General features: G+C 30.3%; 14 protein-coding genes. 1 reads left to right on the forward strand and 13 read right to left on the reverse strand.

Annotation, left to right across the window (positions count from 1 at the left end):
• Positions 1–11: 11 nt before the first annotated feature.
• From OW730_RS25315 to OW730_RS25340, 6 genes are all read right to left on the reverse strand, one after another.
• Positions 12–1,877 carry a hypothetical protein gene (locus OW730_RS25315; protein WP_271226833.1) on the reverse strand — a complete coding sequence of 622 codons (1,866 nt, stop codon included), beginning with the start codon at positions 1,875–1,877 and terminating at the stop codon, positions 12–14.
• Complete coding sequence (locus tag OW730_RS25320) at positions 1,853–2,959, reverse strand: VWA domain-containing protein (RefSeq protein WP_271226834.1); 1,107 nt, start codon at positions 2,957–2,959, stop codon at positions 1,853–1,855. The genes OW730_RS25315 and OW730_RS25320 overlap by 25 nt, the downstream gene beginning before the upstream one ends.
• A complete protein-coding gene (locus OW730_RS25325) occupies positions 2,952–5,438 on the reverse strand; it encodes a DUF5682 family protein (protein WP_271226835.1) in 2,487 nt (828 codons plus the stop codon). Before OW730_RS25325 ends, OW730_RS25320 begins: the two co-directional genes overlap by 8 nt.
• Positions 5,399–6,511, reverse strand: a complete 1,113-nt coding sequence (locus tag OW730_RS25330) for an ATP-binding protein (protein WP_271226836.1) — start codon at positions 6,509–6,511, stop codon at positions 5,399–5,401. The genes OW730_RS25325 and OW730_RS25330 overlap by 40 nt, the downstream gene beginning before the upstream one ends.
• Before the next feature lie 364 nt (positions 6,512–6,875).
• Positions 6,876–10,481, reverse strand: coding sequence for a DUF4132 domain-containing protein (locus OW730_RS25335; protein ID WP_271226837.1), 3,606 nt, complete (start codon positions 10,479–10,481; stop codon positions 6,876–6,878).
• A gap of 334 nt (positions 10,482–10,815) precedes the next feature.
• Positions 10,816–11,790, reverse strand: a complete 975-nt coding sequence (locus tag OW730_RS25340; RefSeq protein ID WP_271226838.1) for a hypothetical protein — start codon at positions 11,788–11,790, stop codon at positions 10,816–10,818.
• A 450-nt stretch (positions 11,791–12,240) separates the two neighbouring features.
• Here OW730_RS25340 and OW730_RS25345 point away from each other — a divergent pair, with 450 nt between their 5' ends.
• Positions 12,241–12,459 carry a hypothetical protein gene (locus OW730_RS25345; protein ID WP_271226839.1) on the forward strand — a complete coding sequence of 73 codons (219 nt, stop codon included), beginning with the start codon at positions 12,241–12,243 and terminating at the stop codon, positions 12,457–12,459.
• 65 nt (positions 12,460–12,524) lie between these two features.
• Here OW730_RS25345 and OW730_RS25350 read toward each other — a convergent pair whose 3' ends face one another.
• The 7 genes from OW730_RS25350 to OW730_RS25380 all read right to left on the reverse strand — a co-directional run bounded on the left by OW730_RS25350 (position 12,525) and on the right by OW730_RS25380 (position 21,035).
• The gene (locus tag OW730_RS25350; protein ID WP_271226840.1) at positions 12,525–13,259 is read right to left on the reverse strand and encodes a hypothetical protein; all 735 of its coding nucleotides are present in this window, start codon (positions 13,257–13,259) and stop codon (positions 12,525–12,527) included.
• Positions 13,260–13,354: 95 nt separating this feature from the next.
• A complete protein-coding gene (locus OW730_RS25355) occupies positions 13,355–14,743 on the reverse strand; it encodes a HAMP domain-containing sensor histidine kinase (protein ID WP_271226841.1) in 1,389 nt (462 codons plus the stop codon).
• Positions 14,740–15,438, reverse strand: coding sequence for a response regulator (locus tag OW730_RS25360; RefSeq protein ID WP_271226842.1), 699 nt, complete (start codon positions 15,436–15,438; stop codon positions 14,740–14,742). Before OW730_RS25360 ends, OW730_RS25355 begins: the two co-directional genes overlap by 4 nt.
• Complete coding sequence (locus OW730_RS25365) at positions 15,428–16,942, reverse strand: hypothetical protein (protein WP_271226843.1); 1,515 nt, start codon at positions 16,940–16,942, stop codon at positions 15,428–15,430. Before OW730_RS25365 ends, OW730_RS25360 begins: the two co-directional genes overlap by 11 nt.
• Positions 16,943–17,786: 844 nt before the next feature.
• Positions 17,787–18,575 (reverse strand): hypothetical protein, encoded by a 789-nt coding sequence (locus OW730_RS25370; RefSeq protein WP_271226844.1) that lies wholly within the window; start codon positions 18,573–18,575, stop codon positions 17,787–17,789.
• Positions 18,576–18,599: 24 nt separating this feature from the next.
• Positions 18,600–19,355: a hypothetical protein gene (locus OW730_RS25375; protein ID WP_271226845.1), complete on the reverse strand. Its 756-nt coding sequence runs from the start codon at positions 19,353–19,355 to the stop codon at positions 18,600–18,602.
• A gap of 141 nt (positions 19,356–19,496) precedes the next feature.
• Complete coding sequence (locus tag OW730_RS25380; protein ID WP_271226846.1) at positions 19,497–21,035, reverse strand: response regulator transcription factor; 1,539 nt, start codon at positions 21,033–21,035, stop codon at positions 19,497–19,499.
• Position 21,036: the final 1 nt, after the last annotated feature.

The following is a 21,036-nucleotide window of genomic DNA, read 5'->3' on the forward strand; positions in this document are numbered from 1 at the left end:
TTCTCACATCCTTAATCTATATGAATATTCTCAAGCTCTCCATTTTTATAATGAAAAGTTATTGGGTGTATAAAATATTCTCCTTCTAATTTATATACTCTTCCTAGTACTCTACACCCAAGCTTATTTTTCTTCACTGCTCGTTCAAGAGCTCTTATTAAAAATTCATTTTCTTTGGTGAAAGGTACAAGTATACTCATTATATCTCCGTATTTATCATACATTTCAATGGTTAACCTTTGATTGACCTGATCAAACTCTGCTTCTCCGTATTCCTGCGGCTCTATCAGCAATATATTATCCAGTTCATCTCTGTCAATTATAGAAAATATGAAGTTTTTCTCCTTGTCCTCTCTAATCTTTCTCCATTCTTTATACAATATTCCCTTGAAATCTAAAGTGCAAATTGGACTCTTTCTTATAATCTCACCATTGATTTCCTTTGATGAGGATATCCTGTTATTTCTATTTACCTTACAGTTTTCAAGAATCAACTCACCTCTGCATATGTCCTTCATGGATGCTTGTATATTCCATTTCCCTTGTGATATATAAATTGATGATAACTTTCTTTGTTTTTGATTACCATAGTATGTTGGCATAATATCATTAAAGGAGAAAAGTTTGCCTTTTTCTTCATTATAGAAATAGTATGTTAACCCTTCATATCCTGAAAGCGAATTCCAAGTTTCTGCTCCAATTCCATTGAGTTGCAGCTCACCAATAGGAATATATTTTGTCTTTTTCTCTCCTATAGTATTAGAAAGTATATTATAATCTTTGCTCTTCTCTATTGATGAGATGATTAAAAATATTCTAGTAAGATGTTTAAGATATCCCTTTGTTGAAAAGGATGAGTGCTTTTTAAAATATCCCTCAATCATTGATTTCAGCCCTCTTAACATCTTTTCTAATCTAGGAAGTTCTGCATTTCCACAATAAATTGCTTCAAGTTCTATATCTTCCAATATACTTACAGGCATTCTAGATAATCCTGTTTTACTAATTTTATTTATTAATTTCTTTGTAGTGAAAAGTTTCTCTAGTGAAACGTTCCACTGATCATTTCCCCCTATATAAACACATAGACTCTTCTTCATTTCATTAAGTTCTATGTGTTTATTATCTAGCATATATGCTATTATTGCTTCAACTTTATGAGAACATATCTCCCTATCTTTACATGAACATAGGATATTCTTCATAGTTCCATTACCAGGTAATATTACTTCAATCCCATTGTATAGTTCTACCTTGATTGAACTGCTCTTATTTATACCATATTTCATTCCAAAATTCATACGGAATAGTATCTCTTCTACTTCTGTTACCTTAATATTATTGAGCAACTTAAGAAGATCAAGTTCTTCTATCCATTTAAATTTCTCTTTACTTGATGCTTGTTCACTCTTGCTATCGTTGGTTTGTCCACTCGTGCGCACTTCTTGACTCTTTATATCTTGTCCACTATCCCATGCTTCTTCACTCGTACTAACTTGCTCATCCTTGCATGATTCTGTACACTCGCCAGCTTGTCCACTCTCATCTATTTTTTCATTTCCTACACCTTGTCCGTCTTCACTTAATAATTCCTTCTTAAGAAGAATAATAGCTATTATCATATGCTTACATGTTGTTTTTGATGGGCAACTGCATTTTATATCTTCATAAGAATCCCCAATGTCACATTCGCTGCCATCACTTAATTTGCAATGAACATAGTTATCCATAATGTTATATTCCATTGTGATTCCTTTATCTATCTCCTTGTTTGCTCTCTTGTACAATCCTTTATTAGCAAAGTTAATGATGTATTCTTCACTGCACAATTCTAGAAATTGTTTTATCTCTTCTAACTTATTATTTCTGCTATCCATTTAGATAATCCCTCCGGAGTTAATGCTGCAACATCTGCTCCCATATTTCTAAGTTTCTGCGCAGCCTGTTTATCATAAATTCCAGTACAAGTATCATCGAGGGAAGTTAATACCATTAACTTAGCCCCTGTATCTATTATCTTTTGAGCTTCCCTATACATCGCTGTGACAGAACCGTTTTCGTATAAATCACTTATTAGAACTACAATTGCCTTATGTGGTTCTTCTATAAGTTGATTACAATATCCTAATGCTTTGAAAATATGAGTTCCTCCACCTAACTGTACACTCATCATAGTTCTTACTGGATCATCAATATATTCACTTAAATCAACAATCTCAGTATCAAATATAATCAGTTTTGTCTTTAACATTGGAAGACTAGAGAATATCCCTGCCATAACAGCACTATGTATTACAGAGTTCAACATACTTCCACTCTCATCAACTGCAATCACAATATTCCACTTGTTATAACTCTTAACTCTGCTATTGTATATAACCTTCTCAACTATTATCTTTTCCAGATCCTTATTGTAGTTTTTAAGATTCTTCATAATAGTTCTTTTTATATCAATATTATTTTTATTCTTCAGGTATCCCTGATTGCTTTTATCCAGCTTACCAACTATACTTTCTTTTATATCTGTCTCTAACTCCTTCTGTATCTCCATTGCAACCTTTTTTACTATTTTCTTTGCTGCATCAAGTACATCATTGCTCATTAAATCCTTCATCTGTAAAATAGATTTCAGCAGATCCTTGTTAGGTTCAAGTTTCTCCAGAACTTCCTTATCTGTAAGCAGCTCCTTCATATTATATTTTTCAAGAGCATGGTTTTCAAGAATCTCAACAACTTCTACAGGAAACAATTCTCTTACCTTTGTTATCCATTTAGGGACATTTAGTATGCTTCTACCATCTCCCCCTCTTACTCCATTCTCTTCACTATATTCTCTTCCATATAAGAATTCCATTGTCTCATCAATCTCTATCATATTTCTATCATCGCCGATGGGAAGATTATTTTCAGAGAAACGCCCTAATATTAATCTCCATCTATTTAAAGCCTCTCTATTCATCTAAAATACTCCATTCCCTTAACATTTCTTTAGCCTTCTTATCAATTTCCTTTGCAACAATCATCTGCTCTTCCCCTACAGCTTTAGTAAATAATATATCATGAGAACTTTTATTATATATATCTCCTACTATCTTTCCAATAGAATCAATTTCTCTTGGCATAAATGAACTGAATGCATATCTAAGCTCAGGCAAAATTTCCATAAACTCATGGCTATCTAGTCCTACAACATAGTCATTAAGCATCTCTATCATATATTTGTCCATAAGTACTATATCTCTACCTGTTGAAAATAGTCCTTTTAGGAAAGAAGCACACTTTCTTCTTTCTTCTCCTGATCCCTTTATATATGAACCGATCTTATTCATTATTTCCTTCTGCTCAATACAATTCCAACCATATAATACACCAATCATGGCTCCTTCTAATACAGGTTGAATATCCCTCTCATGGAGTACATTCATTAACTTATCGATAAACAGTTCTTCATCACATATACTTTCACTGCAGATTAGATTCAACTTCTTAATCCCTTCGATATACATCATTTCATCAAATTTAGATATATCCTTTATTCCATCCATCATCAATACAGCTTTCTCATATGATCTTATCTGTAATCTCTCAAGTGCCTTTTGAATTTCTTCTTCTGGTTCATCCTTCAATAGGAAATACATATAGTTCGCACACTCAACCAATGATAAAAATTCACCATCATCATCTATGCTTTGAAATACTTGATTTACTATATCATGAACATTTTCTATAAGCCCCATAATCATTGCTCTTATAAGTGCTAAAGCTGACCTTCCGCTGTGGCCTTTTACCTTTTCTATCTCTAAAAGAAGCATCTCTTTTGCAGCTTCTTTTATACTTCCTCCGTATACTGATAGCTCAATTAAACGTCTTTCCACTTCTGGAGTCCAGATATATGTCCACGTTTCCCTCTTAAGATTTATATCTTTTCCACTTACTCTGTCAGCACCTTTAGTCATCATGCTGAATCCACAATCAATATATGTCATCATATGGAAGAACTCACTTATACGCTTATGAAGTGCTTTCTTATAAATATCTAAGATTTTTTCTCCCTTTTCCATTGTGTTGATTTTCAATTTATACTTCTTGCACAAGTCTTTGAAATCTTTCACAATAGGGGGAATATCTATGGTTGAAGTAACTACTCCTACTTTATCACCAACCATGCATTTTGTTAGTATTTCTAGCGGTTTATTGTTTAACTCACTATATTCCCCTTTAATAAATGAACTTCTTACGCCTTCACATATCTCATTCACGCCGCAACTTTTCTTATCTCTTAAAGAAGCTAGTCCCTTAGCCATAATGAGAGCTTGAATTGCATCATCAGTAGATGTTCCTTCTCCTTCTTTTCTTAATGTTCTACTGCACTTTGCAATGAAATATTTTACACACTCTTCATATACAATTTTTGATTTTTCCACATGTATATCACAATTTTCATTACACTCTTTACTCATAAGACTAAAAGCCTTATCTTGCTTCTGAATTATATCCCATGCTTTGCTATAAAACGCAGTGTACGGCATTCCACTTGCATATCCACTCAAAGCATCGCTGTGTTTATAGGAGTAAGGAATTAAATAGGCATTACTGTCATCTTCTTTCACTTTGCTCATCTTCTTAACCTTATTCTCTTGGTTATCATTAAGGAGTTTTATAATTCCATAGGTATGAAATCCCCCTGTAACAACAAGGATTCTACTGTATTTTTTTCTCGCCTCTTTTATTCTTTGTGTCATATATCTTTCTCTTGATATACATCCTTCCTCTTCAAGACGAGACTCATCATCTCCAACTCTTGTCATATAGCAATAGGTCAACATATCTTCAATAAATACATCGCTTGATAAATCCAAACCTTTTAATTCAAAGTATTTCTCCCAGAACTCATGAAAATCTTTTGTATTCCCATGTTTACATAACTGTTTCAAGAATTCCCCTCTTTGAAGATATTTATCATCAGAGTATTCCTGTTTCTTCATTTTCTCCCTTATACCTTTTCCTTCCTTTGAGGCTAAAAGAATTTCTTCATAAGGAAGGTCTATAAATTCAACATGAATTCCTTTTTCTTGTCCATGTTTAAGGGCGAAATATTCTGGTGAATGTTTCAACATTGGATAATAGCACATATACTTTCCTTTTTCATCATCAAGTAATTTTTTAGAATCTGTATATGTATAATATATACTCAAAGGAGGTTTGCTATCTTCATGTGTTAATCCATCAATAAGATTATTAGCATTGCTTGGCCCTTCAATCAGTATAGCATCTGGTTTATACTTCTCAATGGTCTGCTTAAGATGATATGTGCAAACAGGACTATGATGCCTAACTGGAAAAAACACTAATTCCTTACTAAGATCATATGCTTCATGTATAAGATTTTTTAGTCCCTCTATTTTATCCAGCTCTTGGCATTGTAATACTCGTTCCATGCTCCCCCCTCTTTCTTGCTTCTATCCTTGATAACCGATGAAAAGTAATTTTTTAGTTTTCCAACATCTTCTCTATTCTCTTTTACAACTGCACCCATAACATTCTGAACAACCCTGTCCATTGTTATCTTTCCATCATCATAGTAATATGATCCAAGAGCAGTCTGGATATATACTGATACAGCTTCTGCAGTACTCATCACAGCATCCATCTTTTCTATTCTTGCACCCTCAGATGATATGCCTTCTCTAAGCTCATGGAATGTAACTGCTAATATTTCAGCTGCATTCTTATCCACATTCATGTCAATATTGTTATCTTTAAAATACTTTTGTGCTTCCTTCTCTATTATCTCCATCTCAAGTGATATGTTGCTTACAGGGAAAACTGTTTCAAAGTTAAATCTTCTCTTAAGGGCACTACTCATATCGTTTACCCCTTTGTCCCTAATATTAGCTGTTGCAATAACATTAAATCCTGGTTTTGCATATATAACCCCTTCACTCCCAAGTTCAGGAATGTTAAGTACTTTATCACTCATCATACTTATTAAACTATCCTGTATCTCAGAAGGACATCTAGTTATCTCCTCAACCCTTGCAAGGGAACCAATTTCCATACCTTTCATCAATGGTGATGGTATTAATGAATTTCTGCTTGGTCCATCAGATAATAGCATGGCATAGTTCCATGAATATTTAACCATATCCTCTGTAGTACCTGCTGTTCCTTGAATAGTATTACTGCTATCTCCAGATATCGCTGCACTTAGAAGTTCACTAAGCATACTCTTTGCAGTACCTGGCTCACCAACTAACATCAGCCCTCTATTACCTGCCAAAGTAACAATACATCTTTCAATAAGTGCATCATCACCATAAAACTTTTTCTTTATCTCTATCTTCTCACCATTGAACTCTATTGGTTCATCTCTACCAATTATAAAATCTCTAACTGCTCTTGGAGACAACCTCCAATTTGCTGGCTTTGCCTCATTATAAAAACTGTCTAATGCCTCTAATTCTTTTTTATATAGTTCCTCTGCAGGAGGTCTTAATATTTTCTGGTTCATTTTTTCACTCCTAATATGATTTTGTTTTAAATGTTATTGAATAATAAGAAACTATTGTGCTTTAGAAACGCAAGTTGAAAGTGGAAAATTGAAAGTTGAAAACGTAGGATATTTCTCTTCGAGAAATTTTAATCATATTGTTCTTCGGACAAGAATAGTTTACTCGTTTCATCTAAATGAAACCTTGTATTCTAAATTACAATATTTTATCTAAAGATAAAATGAGTAAACACCTATTGCTCTATAGAACAATAATATATAGTTTTGCGGAGCAAAACCTCCATCGTTTTCCACTTTCCATTTTCAACTGTTCAGTTATGTTTTATGTCATAATGTTTCTCTATAACCCTCTATCTAAAGTTTCCTAAGATAATTTCACACCACTATACATATCATGTTTCTTCCAGTTCTCATCTCTCTCAACACATTTCTCAGTTACCTTGCTTAGATCATATGCTATCTCACTGAAAATTCTTGCTGGAACATCCTTTGGATTTATAACAGTATCTTTACTTACCTTATCATAGACATAGCTTCCTCTTCTAACTTGTCCAGCTTTATAAAATGCATACTCAAATATCATTGCTTCTTCTCCATCATATGCACTCATTCCAACCCATAGTCCACTCATATTAAGCTCTACTCCAATATCTCCAATCTCTTTACAGAACTCATAATATCCACCAGCATCTTGAATGCTTCCTTTTTCCCATTGGTATTTTGATAATTTCCCAAGAAGAGATATTCCATTCATATTTAATCCAGCAAATCTTTCTATTGTCATTCTCTGAATTTCTTCCTCTGTTACTTTAAATATTTCTCTATGAAGCTGAGGTAATGGTTGTTCAACTTCATAATCTTCAAGTTGTTCTTTCCATTGTTCAAGTACATCTTCTTCTAATTCTATAGGATGTACCAAGCCTATAAATGGAATGTCACCAAGCATTTCTTTATATTCCTCCATAAGGAATTCTTCCTCGTCATATGTGTTAAAAGTTCCATCTTCCATATATCTAAAGCTATCTTTTAACTCTTCTCCATCATATACTCCCCATATAAGTCCAGTAGCAAACTTATGCATAATATTATTATCCACAAAAAGCTTATTCCATTTTTCAGCTGTCCATTTTCTATTAATAGATAAAGCGAGTTCCAATCTATCTCTTTGAATTTGAACAACATTTTTAAGCTGCTTTTTCAATACCTTAAACTCTTCTCTTGCCTTATTTGCCATTTCTGGATCATCTTTTTTACCTACAGCAGGTAAATTGTTAAGCTTCTTTCCATCCTCATTATGAACCTCAAGAGTAAGTTCATTTGATAAAATTACGGTAAACTTTCTAGTTCCATAATCAAATACTTGCTCTCCACTCTCATCAAATCCTAAAGTTGGTATAAGTCTATCAGAAAGCTCTTCTGGATGAATATTCAACTCTTTTGCAGCAATCTCTAAGGCCTCAGCAGCCGCTTTCTTAACCTGTTTAAACTTGAATTTTCTGCTCAATCCATCAATGAATAGTAAAGCTTCATCACTTCCATTAAGTCCAAGTGCCTTTACAGCATATGTTGCCATTGTTCCTCTTGAAACCTCAGGCCACTCTTTAATATTTTTCTGAAGTATATTGATTGTTCTTCTATCTCCATATATAGCAGCAAATATTAATACCCACTTTTTCTTTGCATCAGCTCCATTATTCAACCAAATATTAAGAAGTGAGTAAGCAGCATTTTCAAGGTCTTCTCTATTTATATATGAAGCAATATTTTCACCTTCTGGATTTAATGTTATTCCATCTGTATCGCTATATGTTATAAATAAATGTTTAAACACAACCTCACTTATCTCTTCTTCACTATCTGAATATCTCATCTTAGGCATGTCCGCTCTATCAATCCATTTTACCTTTGTTTTCTTATTTTTATTTATATATTTTTCACAATAGTTATCTATAGATAACTCTCCATCATTAGAGTCTTCTGTTTGTCCATCATCTTCTGCTCCACCTATGGCTTCATATATTTTATTCTTTACTTTTGAACTCTTCTCACCTTCTACCATTGAAGCGAAATTTTCTCTAATTTCATCATCAAGCATAGTTGAAAGCATATCAACTGCCACTTCTCTTGCAGAAGCTTTTTTGCTTTTCAGCATATCAATTGCAATTTGTTTTCCTTTACCATATTTCTTTAGAGATAATATAACCTGTTCCTTTACTCCTTTTGCACTTTCTTCCATAGAAGCTTTTAGCATCTTTTCATAGGCTTCCTTGACAATTTCATCACTTTTCTCAGTTATTATTATTCCTGTAAACTCTAGTAAAGCCTCTTTCCCTAAAACTTGACAATATTTAAATGACTCACATATAATTTTAATTTCCTCTTTAGTTGTAGAATTTATTTCACGATTTATTTTCTTGCATATAATAGCTCTACTATCCTGATCACCTAAGATAGTCATAAGCAATGCATTTATATACACTTCATCAACATTACTATCCCTACATATATTAACAAACTTATTTATGTATGATTTATCATCCTGTTGTGAAAGTTTTTCAACCAGTGTATATACAAAATGAGTATTATGAATTCCTAAGAAAATTAAATATTTTATAATTCTGTTTACCCTATCTTCTGATACAAGCTTTCTCAAGATACCAACTGAATAACATAAGTTTTTCTTATTAGAATATAAATATTTATTTCTGAAGCCCTTTGGAAGTTTAATCTTTTCAATCTCTATCTTTCCTTCTATGTAATCATTGAAAGCATCGATATCCTTCTGTTCAAAGCTTTCACTGCTCATAAATTCTTTTAATTGGTTTTCAACATATGCTTCAATATAATCTTTATATTCTGCTCCTTTTCCATCTTTTATTAGTTCATTTACCATAACTATCTTATATGAATCCTCAGCTTCTGCTGTAGCTTCTTCATATATATCCTTTTGAAGCTTATAATATTTTTCTATGTCCTTACTATCCAGTGATCTGTAACTTTCCATAGACTGTTTAGCTATCCATTTCATAAATTCTTTCTTTCTTAAATTACTGCCCAAACTAAATTTATATAATTCATTGGTTATATTTTCATCATATCTGCTTCTATAATATGATCTCGAATCTAAATAATACACTAGTCTTGAAAAAACATCATCACTGATAGAATTTAACAATAGCTCAAAAGTTCTATCACACATTTCTAAATCTCTTAAAATGTAACATAAAGAAACTAAGCTTTCATGCTTATCTCTTAAATATGTAAACTGTATCTTCTTAGGAAAAATATCAGTTTTCCCTTCAATATAGTCCATTGCATCCTCTACATCCTTCTCTGTACCATTAGGAGAAACACCTTCTCTTATTGCCATAAGTAAAAACTCTAATATATTTTTATTATACATTCCATCTAACATATTACCTGAGATTCCATTTTTGTCTTCCGCAAGCATAATCATAGTCAACATAGCTTTAATATCTATATCTTTAGCAGCCAGCAATGCTTTCATAAATTCTCCATGATGATTCTTATATATGTATCCAAACTCATTATCTTCATTGCTATAATATTCATTATTCCCCTGTGCAAAGCTCTTTGCTTTATTTATAATATATCCTTCAAAAGGAACTCCAATTTCAGAATATAGTGTGAAACCATCTTCACACTTTCTACATAAACGAGCAACAGACCATAAAGTATGAAACTCATCTTTTAATACGCAGTAAATAATAAACATATGCTTGTAAGCAAGTTCCTTATTCTCATGATATATTTCAGCAATTGAATCACTTCTACTATATAAGATAGATATTTGATGATTAGTAAAATCATTTTTTATCTGTGCCTTTAATACCTCTCTATCTACTTTGCATTCAAGGAACCCTTCAATCATCTCCATTTGTTTCTCATCAAAACCTAGTTCTTCATACACTCTCAATAGCTTATCATAACCTTTTTCTTCTAATATCATTTCTGTTTCTCCTCTCTTTGTTTAACCTATGTAAATAATTCTTTACGATTTTATCCCTTATCCTTATCTATAACTCCATACAACTTATACTAAAAATAAATAAAATTAATATACAAGTAAAATTTACTTGTTATATTATTTCATAAACTTAAAAATTATTCAATAAATACAATAACTACCTATGTACATTTTATCATGAAAAATATTATTTTAAAATTATTTTGGGAACTTATTTTCGCTTTTTGTAAAAAGGTACAAACAAGGGTATACGCAGGGGACGGTTCATGAATTCTTTTAATAAATTCATGAACCGTCCCCTGCTTGTCTTACTTATTTAGCTTTCTTTAAGTTTTGCAAAAAATTTATTTACAGCTTCAGATATTTTTTCACTTTCTAAGTTTACATTACGAAAAGAAAGATTTATTCTATCCAGTACTGATAAATGATCATTAGGTGCAATGTATTCATCTTTTTCACATATTAGTTTCCATCTTGATGTATCAATATTTAAGTTGTGAATTTCTCTCATTTCATCTTCAGATAAACATATAATAAACCTATGCTTAAGATCTGTAAAAAGTATTTGTCGCTCCCCTAAGTAAGTCTTTATTCCCATAAGGTCAGCTACTTGTTCATCAAATACATACTCTGCCTCTTCTTCAATCATTTTTATATACTCTTCATCTATTTTTCCACTTAAAGTGAATCTATGCTTATATTCAGCAATCTCATTAATCACATATCCTAATTGATTAAATTTGTCTATCTCCTCTTCTGTTAATTCTGAAGCCACATACCCTCTACCATTGTAACAACTCCTAAAATTTCCTTTCACGAATAGATCTCTATCTAATTTTTCATCTATCACTTCTACCTGCCAAGCGAATTGATCAAAAGATAACAAATCCTTTTGAACTATTTTCTTTATTAAATTTTCAACTTGATGATTTATATTTCCATAACACATTACAATCTTATGTTTGTCTCTATCTATAGGATTACTAATACTAACCCCTTCTATTTTCATCAAATCTTTTTTTAGCCATTCTGATTTTTCATTTAATTCATATTGAAAAACAAATTCAGAAGAATTCTCTAAAGCATATTTAAATATATAGTTCCAAACTACCTCCTTATCTTCTGGGGTATTTGATGAGTCAATAGCATACAATTTAACTCCTTCAGATACTTTTTTTTCTTTCATAACATGTCCAACTCTAAAGGTATTACTCTTTCTCAAACCAAAACTTAATATATCTTTCCACCCTTTGTATTCAACTTCACTCAAGTTCCAAAATAAATATTTCATATCTCTCCTCCAGTAAAATTCTCATTATATTCTTATTACATTTTCTAGTAACTCAATCCACATTATAAGTTATTATTTACATAAATAGTATAACAAGTTTATAATTTCATATAAAGATATATTGTATAAAATTTTCTAATTATTTTTTATTTTTTTATTCTTAATAATATTGTATTAAATTCATCTTATTTAGGAGGTACCCATTGTGCGAAAGAAACATCTTTTTATGCTTATTTAATATTTAAAAAGTAAACAAAGCTAAGGGACGGTTCATTAATTTATTTTATAAATTAATGAACCGTCCCCCATACGATGTACCTTTCTTCGTCTAACTTTTATTTACATATTTTGCATAATAAGTTATAATTGTATTTAAATACATCATGAGATTTACTGACCGATTCACTTTATATTTATTTAATATATGAATAATAGGAGGTAGTCTTTGTTATGAATTTAGATATGCTTTTTGGGTGTACGTTTTTTTTAATTTTAGGATTCATTGGATTTAAGAGCCCTAAATTTAAATTTGATATAATATTCGGATGGATTTTTGAAAAAATTGAACTTAGCCATTCCTCAATTAAAACCATTAAATATATCGGTGCTTTTGAATTAGTACTAAGCTTTATATTCTTTGTTGGTAGTTTTAATTTCATTAACTTATAAAAAGTACAAGCTGGGGACGGTTCATTAATTATTTTAATAAATTAATGAACCGTCCCCTATTTTGTTTATCTATTTCCATTTTCAAAAATTCTATATCCGAATTCCATTGTTGAACCTTCTGAAAGCAGATAGTTACATGAAAACTCAGTTAATCCGATTCCCTCTGTGTATACTCTTTTTTCTAAGTATGTCTCACTTCCATATCCTTCTACACCTTCAACAGCTGTCTCAGTAATAACAATAGTTCTTCCACTCTCGTCAGTGTTTATCTCTTTTATACTCGTTACTGCTTGATGCTTTTTCCCATTTATAACAACCTCTTGCTCCCAGCTAGAATCTTTTTTAAGTTCACCTTTAAGAATAATTGATTCTGTTATAATTGAAGGACTCTTTGTATCTTCATAAACCTGCTCAATTATTGAATCTTCTTTGATTGTATATTTTGTTTCTGATAGAAGATCTTCTTTGGATTTGCCTGATTCTCCTTCACTCATATCCATATATTCATTCTTAAATGTAATAGTTTTCTCCTCAGATGATTCATTTACTTCACTAACAGTTGTATCTTTTCTAAACTCTGCAAATCCAGAATATTTAAATACAGTCCCTTCAACATCATTGATGAATTTTGCTAATTCCTTGCTCCAAGTTTCATTCTTTTCTTCTTTTTGCTCTTGATTTGTTTTATTATTTACTGCTTCTTTATTTTGATTATTTGAATTACTTCCGCACGATGCAAAAGTTAATAAAGTCATTGAAACTAAAGATGCTAACGCAACTTTCTTTAATATTGATTTCATATTACTTCCTCCTAGAAAATAAATTATGTGTATATTATATATTGAAATTTTACAGGTTACGTTACAGTTAGGTTACGATTAATTAAATTTTATAATTATCTGGGAAATTTCAATACTACCTCTGTTCCAACTCCAAGTTTACTATCAATAAGAAATTCACCTTTATGAAGTTCCATTATCTCTTTACATAAAGCTAAGCCTATTCCAGTACCACTTTTTGAAGAACTTCCCTTAAAAAACTTTTCTGTTACCCTTTTAAGGTCTTCCTCAGAAATCCCAACTCCCGTATCAGATATTTTTATTATTGCATATTCCTCTTCAACTACTGATGATACTGAAATTTTCCCTTCTGAAGGAGTGAATTTCATTGCATTATCTATAACATTTATCATAACCTGTTTTATTCTATTCTCATCACCTTTTATCTCAATTTTATTATTAGCCAGTGTAATATTAAGTGATATCTGATCTTCTTCAAATCTCTTTTTAAAGTAACTAGTTACATTTGTGATTAAACTATTCAAATCTATTATATCTCTTTTTAATATTACTCTCTTTGATTGCAACTTTGAAAAATCTAATAATTGCTCAACTAGTGTATTTAGGCGAATACTTTCATTGGTAATTATGTCTAATCCCATGGCTTTGTCACTCTCATCAAGATCTTCCTTCAATAATTCACTCCATCCTCTTATAGCTGCTAATGGCGTTCTTAGTTCATGAGATATGGATGAAATGAAATCATTCTTTGCTCTATTACTCTTTTCAATTTCCTCTGTCATCATATTGATTGTGTCACAAAGTTTTCCAATCTCATCTTTAGATTTTTTATTAACCTTTACAGTGAAATCACCTTTTGATATTGTCTCAGCTGCTAATGTTAAATCTCGTACTGGGTTTAATATATCTCTAGCTAAAATTGAACTGAATATAAATGCTATTATTATTACAAATAATCCTGCGAGTATTAATATTATTGATATATTTATTATAGCTGATATTATTTCATTTATATTAATCCTATATCTCATAGCACCTTCAATATTACCTAGTTTCTTTAGAGGAAATGTAATAGAAATCTCTCTTTGCTTTCCTTTATTTCTTTCAGTTATTGCATACTCGCTTTTTCCACCGATAATTTCCCAGATATCCTTATCTTTTGATATCTCTAATTGATTTTCTCCATTAGAATTTGTAATCATTCTTCCATCCTTGTCAAATATCTCGAGAAAAAAATCTTTATCTTCTGATTCAGTTTCTAATATGATTTTACTTTTTAGTTTAATATCTGCATAAGAATATTTAACATTATAAAACTCAATTGCTGCATATGATCTATTCTTAATCAAACTCCTAACACTTTGCATATAATATTGTCTAACTGCCATGATGAATATAAGTTCAAGAATAAGAACTATAACAAGTATCAGTAATGCATTATTAAAATATATCTTTCCTCTAATACTATCTTTTTTTCTAATCATGATTCATGACTCCACATATAGCCATATCCTCTAACCGTTTTTATGTACTGTGGTTTAGATGGATCATCTTCAACTTTCTGACGTATTCTTCTAATATTTACCTCAACTACTTTTGAATCACCTACATAATCATCTCCCCATACCATGTCTAAAAGTTCATTTCTATCTAAAGTTGAGTTTTTATTCTCAATCAGCGATTTTAACAAAAGAAACTCTGTAGGCGTTAGCCCTATGACTTCCCCATTTTTTGTTACAACCTTCTTCATATTATCAATAGTGAATACTCCTACTGTCTCTATGCTTTTTTCCTTCTTCTCAGGATGCTTTATTCGTTCAACTCTCCTAAGTACAGATGCAATTCTAGCCTCTAATTCTTTAGCTCCAAAAGGTTTAACAATATAATCATCCGCACCACTATTTAACCCTGTTACTATATCCTCCTCACTGCCTTTAGCAGTAATCATTATAATCCCCATATCTGGGAATGCTACTTTCAACCTTCGGCAAACCTCAAATCCATCTATATCAGGTAACATAACATCCAACAATGCCACATCCACATCTTCATCACAAAAGTTCAATGCCTCTCTTGAATTATCGAAATCTATAACCTCGTATCCCAAGGATTTGAGTTTTAGTTTCATAAAGCTTCTGATAGAAAATTCATCCTCTAGTATTAATATCTTATTCTTCATTTATTTCTGCTCCTTTCCTGTCTATAACCCTAAAGATATCTTTAATATATTCTTCTGAAATCTCTCCCTTATCATATATTGATTTAGGAATTGAAGCACTATAATTATATAGTTGATTTTTTCCAAGCTTAATGATCTTTGAATCTTTTTCATCAAAATTATCATTCTTATGGATAATAATTGATAAAACTTTTACCGGTATCTCATTTCCAATATCATAAAATGATATTTTATTTTGCCATTTCTCTTCCACTTGCTTCTCAACATTATTTTGCTCATTATATTTCTGACGTTCTTCAATAATTGCAACTTTACTCCTAATCTCATTAGGTAATATAATCTTAAAATTGTATTCTTTATTTACATATTCTCTTTTTGCAATAGTATAATTCCCATCTGTATTATATGTAAACCAGATTCTCACTGACTTTGTTACAAATTCCTTGATCCCTTCAATTTTATTTTTATAATCATATAATTCTGCTGATTGCCTCAAACATCCTATATCCAAAATTCCATCATTATTAACATCTTCAATAGAGATAATATTTACTAACTCTTCTCTTATTCCAACAGGAATTATATTAAATATCATTGCATTTTCATTATTCCTTTGACTATTATTACTAATCTCCTCTACCTTTCCAGAGTAAATAAGAAGCATTAAATCTTCACTAAAATATCTATTTTGACCATAAATATATATTCCTTTTCTCTTACTATCAACTCTTCCAGCTTTTAACCTAAGTGAATTAGCATACATTTCAATATATTCTCTATACGTTTCTACTAATTCCAATCCATTAAAAGCTAAAACATCTAAGTAGTTATAATCTTCCTCATTCTTTATAAGTATTATTTCCTGTTTATCATCAGAGTCTATATCAAATATTTGATAATCACCTATAAAATCCGAATATAGATTTTGAAAATATCCATCGTGGTATGAGTATACTTTTAGGTTGTAATCCCCAGTATCTTCATTAAATGCAGTTATTAATATTTCTGGATACCCATCTGCTGTAATATCGCCAAATTCTACTTTTGATATTGAAATATTATTTCCATCTACACCATTGCTCACAGGAGCATAAGTCAGCCTATTCCATCTATTATTCTTATACTTATATATCTGTATTTCATAATATGTATCTGATTCATCTAAACTATTTTTATATTTAGATAGCACCACCACCTCTTTATCATCATCTCCCAATAAATTAATCTCCCTAAAAGCTGAATCTTCTTGATCAACTGCAATTGTAATTGTCTTATCCTCTTCAGCTAATAATTTTATAATATCTGCATAATTTGATTTCTCCTGTACTCCTGAAATCAATTCCTCTGGCATAGATACCTTAGCACATGATGATGTCATGATCATAATTGTAAATATCACCACTACAATCACTATATTTTTTATACTCAATAATCTTTTATATAGCTTTAACTTTTCAATGCTTATACTATCTCTCTTTGACTTATCTATATAATATTCTTTCATTATACTCATCCTCACAATAGTTATTGATTAATATTATACTACAATATTTAAAAGGAAAAATAGGGGACGGTTCATTAATTTTCTAAATAAATTAATGAACCGTCCCCTAGTTACCCCCTTCTTTTTCACTTATTAGTTTGATATTATCACAATATAACTGATTATTTTGTTTTAACTTACACATTAAATTAAATTTACTTAAATTAATCTAATATTTTATAGTTTTATCTCTTTTAGATTTTGTATATACCTTTAATTTTTACAAATATATGGTAATATATATATATAACCCTTTTGGAGGTGTATAATTTGAGAATTAATAAGTATATATTTTTTTCAATTAGCATATTTTCAACATTTTTATCCTGTATTTTTTTTAAAGAACTTTATATTGATAGGTTGGTAAATAGTTATGCTGCTTATCCTGGTGATAGTAGCTTAGCAACTGTTGGTTTATCTCCATTAATAATCGTATTTCTCCTTATGATTTTTCACTTTTCCTTACATATATCGATATTAAAAAAAATAATACCCTTAAAATATTTCCAAGTAGCATTTTCTCCATCAGCTCCACTAAATAAAAGTTTAAAACACTATCTATTTGATATATTAATTACTATTTTTCTAATTATTTTTATTCTAGGTATTATCTCAGAAGTTATGATATCAAACATTTTAGGCGTCTTCTTTCACTTATTTTCAGTATTTTGTTTATACCTTTATTGGATTTGGATAAGAAATCTCATATATATAAAACATGTTAGAAAATAAGACAAACGGGTGACAGACGGGGGACGGTTCATGAATTCTTTTAATAAATTCATGAACCGTCCCCCGTTTGTCTTTATTGTTTGCTTACTTGTTTAGCATCAACACTAAGTTTCTTATATAACACTTTATTTAATAGAAATTTATCTACCTCTATAACATCATTATCATCAACATCTATTTTAATCTCATAAAGCCATTTATCTGGTTTTCTCTTAAGAATTAATTTATTTTCTTCCCATTCATAATCAATAATAGTATTCCATTTTATGTTCATATGAGGAAAGTATATTCCTTTTTCATTTATTTTCACTGAATGCTCTAATGTTTTCATTGAGGAAATAAGCATTGCTTCTGCTACAACTACAGTAACCATCAACATTAGAATCCTATTAGTATCATTACTTGATGTGAACAAAATACCACATATTATTATCAAAGTTATCACTAAATTTATTATAATATTTACACTTAATCGTCTTTCAATCCCTCTATCCATTAATTGTAACTCTTTAAATTGAATCATCGAACTTTTTATTATACAGTTTAACAGAAAAGATAAACCATAAATTCCCCCCAAAAGAATTATTAATTCTAGCAAAAACATCATTACTCCATTTAAACCTAACACCTTTTGAATATAATCTTCAATTGATTTATACATTGAAAAATAAAATGCCATTACGAAACCATCCGCAATTCTAAACCAAAATCCACCAAATGGTTTTCTAGCTACAAAGAAATTGATCTCACAATACTCAAAATTTCTAAATTTTAAAAGAGTAATTTCTAAATAAACTGTTATTCCCAAGACTAATACTGATATTAAGCCCATTTCCCAAGTCATATTTTCTATAATCGTCATATTCCCACCCTTAAAATATTATTTTTATGCAATTCTCTTTGTAAAGTAACTAGCTATCTTCCCTCTATCTTCTTGATATACATTTAATGAGTATTCCTCATACCCTTCTTCAGTCTCTCTCTTAATTATCAATAAATTATCTTCAAATTCATAGCCAATAATTGTCTCCCAATCAATCTTCATATGAGGCAAGTATATACCTGCTTCAGTTATTAAAACATAATATTTTATTGGTTTCATTGATATAATTATTAAAACTTGAATAATAATTAATCCAATCATAATCATATAATCCTTTTTAATTCCAAGAAAATCACTATATACAACACTGATAGTAATCATTACTATAAAAGAAACATTAAGAATTATATTCTTTATTAGTTGATTTTTTATAGTTAAAATTCCTGATTCCCATTGTTTGTTATCCATTATATATCCAATAATTTTACTTACGACTCCTACTATTACTATATATAGAATATAACTTACTAATTTACACTCTATTAAATAACCATTAAAATACTCAACTATAAAACCATCATTATCATAAAGAACTATAAGAAATATCATCATAGGAATCCCCTTTATAAAACTAAATTCTTTATGAGGTTCTTTCATTCCACTGATGTTAATAGTACAGTTTTCTATGGCTTTATAGCTCCATAAAATTTTCAGCAAATATATATTAATATACATAACAGGAAACACTGTTAATACTAATATCAAAATATCCTCTGAGATGTTCTCTATTAATGTCATTCCCCTAGCTCCCTCATCCATAATTTTCTTTTATTATTATATACTACCACGTAATAAAGAACAAGCAAGAACAAACGGGGGACGGTTCATGAATTCTTTTAATAAATTCATGAACCGTCCCCCGCTTGTCCTGCGCGAAGTCCCACTTATATCTTGCTTATACTAAGTCATATCCCTAGGTGACTTTCCCGTATATTTTTTAAATGTTCTTGAGAAGTATCTATAGTCAGGATACCCAACCATGTTAGCAACTTCTCCAATTTTATATTTTCCTTCTTTCATGAGTTCTATTGATTTTTCAATCCTAAGTTTTGTCACATATTCAGTAAAACTTATACCTATGGTCTTCTTTATCTTCCTGCTTAAATAACTCTCAGACATAAATACATATTTCGCCACGTCAGATAATGATATATTCTCTGTATATCTTTCTTTTATAAAAACTAACGCTTTATCAAGTCCGCTATCCAACAAGTCACTATTCTGAATCTTTATAGCATCTACTACTTTAAGCGAGAACCCCTTCATAAAATCATACATACTTTTCAATGTCTTTAGTTCATTAAAACTCTCAAAAGGGTCTTGCCCTTCTCCAAATGCAGTTTCATTAGATATATTCTTCTCACTTAGTACCTTATACCCTGTTGATATTAAATCTTTTGTTAACTGATTTATTATTTCATACCCAACATAGGCTTCTCGAAATATTCCCATATATATATCTTCAAGATTTTGTTCAACTTTTTTCCTGTTACCTGTTCTTAATGCCTCTCTGAAATGATTTTCAAGGTTCAAAATACTCTTCCACTTAACTTTATTCTCTTCTCTAAGCTCATGATAAAAATTTATAGTTCCTATACCTTTATAAACCCTGTTCTTAAGTGCCTGCTTTCCATCTCTATACGCATGCCTTATATCCCCTATCATCTTTTTATCAGAACATCCTACAGTTAGATTAATGTTGAACTTTTCTTTCATTTTGCTCTGAATAAGTTCTAATTTATATATAAGTTCACTTTCATCCATATTTGCATCCAAAATTAATGTGAATATATTCTCATGGCTCTCTATATAATAATATTCTTCTTCTTTAAAATGAAAATCTACAAGATATTTTAGTTCTTCATTTTGTTTGTAAAAACTGTCAAATTGTGATTTTTCCAAAGCTTCTTGATAAAACTCATTTTGTATACAGCATATAGATACTTCTTTAGAATTTATACGATATATATTAGATAATTCATTAATTATCTCCTTACCTCGCACTTTTCCTCTTAACATATCCAGTAGAATTTTCTCTCTTGCAATAAACACCCTATCCTTTTTTACTCTTATCTCTTTAGTCATTTTCTTTATCAACTCAATCAGTTCATCTTCATCTACTGGTTTAAGAATATAATCTTCTACATTAAGTTTTATTGCTTCTTTCGCATATTGAAGCTCATCGTAACCTGAAATAATAAGTATTTTGCAATCTGGATTAATTTTTCTTATTTCTCTGCACATATCAAGACCATTTCTATCTGCCATGCATATATCAGAAATTATTATGTCTGGTTTCTGATCTTTTGCAACCTCAATTCCCTCTTCTGCATCTTCAGCTTCTCCGCAAATAATACATCCAAGCTCATCCCAGTTAATACATCTCTTCATTCCTTCGCGAATTATATACTCATCATCAACAATCATAACCTTAACCATG

The sequence above is a fragment of the Oceanirhabdus sp. W0125-5 genome (assembly GCF_027938815.1).
Taxonomy (GTDB): domain Bacteria; phylum Bacillota; class Clostridia; order Clostridiales; family Clostridiaceae; genus Oceanirhabdus.

What these genes read in the sequence shown, in the direction of transcription:
- OW730_RS25345 (WP_271226839.1), top strand. Translation starts at nt 12,241, where the DNA reads ATGAATTTAGATATGCTTTTTGGGTGTACGTTTTTTTTAATTTTAGGA.
- OW730_RS25340 (WP_271226838.1), bottom strand. Translation starts at nt 11,790, where the DNA reads ATGAAATATTTATTTTGGAACTTGAGTGAAGTTGAATACAAAGGGTGG.
- OW730_RS25360 (WP_271226842.1), bottom strand. Translation starts at nt 15,438, where the DNA reads ATGAAGAATAAGATATTAATACTAGAGGATGAATTTTCTATCAGAAGC.
- OW730_RS25370 (WP_271226844.1), bottom strand. Translation starts at nt 18,575, where the DNA reads ATGACGATTATAGAAAATATGACTTGGGAAATGGGCTTAATATCAGTA.
- OW730_RS25315 (WP_271226833.1), bottom strand. Translation starts at nt 1,877, where the DNA reads ATGGATAGCAGAAATAATAAGTTAGAAGAGATAAAACAATTTCTAGAA.
- OW730_RS25355 (WP_271226841.1), bottom strand. Translation starts at nt 14,743, where the DNA reads ATGATTAGAAAAAAAGATAGTATTAGAGGAAAGATATATTTTAATAAT.
- OW730_RS25325 (WP_271226835.1), bottom strand. Translation starts at nt 5,438, where the DNA reads ATGGAACGAGTATTACAATGCCAAGAGCTGGATAAAATAGAGGGACTA.
- OW730_RS25350 (WP_271226840.1), bottom strand. Translation starts at nt 13,259, where the DNA reads ATGAAATCAATATTAAAGAAAGTTGCGTTAGCATCTTTAGTTTCAATG.
- OW730_RS25335 (WP_271226837.1), bottom strand. Translation starts at nt 10,481, where the DNA reads ATGATATTAGAAGAAAAAGGTTATGATAAGCTATTGAGAGTGTATGAA.
- OW730_RS25320 (WP_271226834.1), bottom strand. Translation starts at nt 2,959, where the DNA reads ATGAATAGAGAGGCTTTAAATAGATGGAGATTAATATTAGGGCGTTTC.
- OW730_RS25330 (WP_271226836.1), bottom strand. Translation starts at nt 6,511, where the DNA reads ATGAACCAGAAAATATTAAGACCTCCTGCAGAGGAACTATATAAAAAA.
- OW730_RS25380 (WP_271226846.1), bottom strand. Translation starts at nt 21,035, where the DNA reads ATGGTTAAGGTTATGATTGTTGATGATGAGTATATAATTCGCGAAGGA.
- OW730_RS25375 (WP_271226845.1), bottom strand. Translation starts at nt 19,355, where the DNA reads ATGGATGAGGGAGCTAGGGGAATGACATTAATAGAGAACATCTCAGAG.
- OW730_RS25365 (WP_271226843.1), bottom strand. Translation starts at nt 16,942, where the DNA reads ATGAAAGAATATTATATAGATAAGTCAAAGAGAGATAGTATAAGCATT.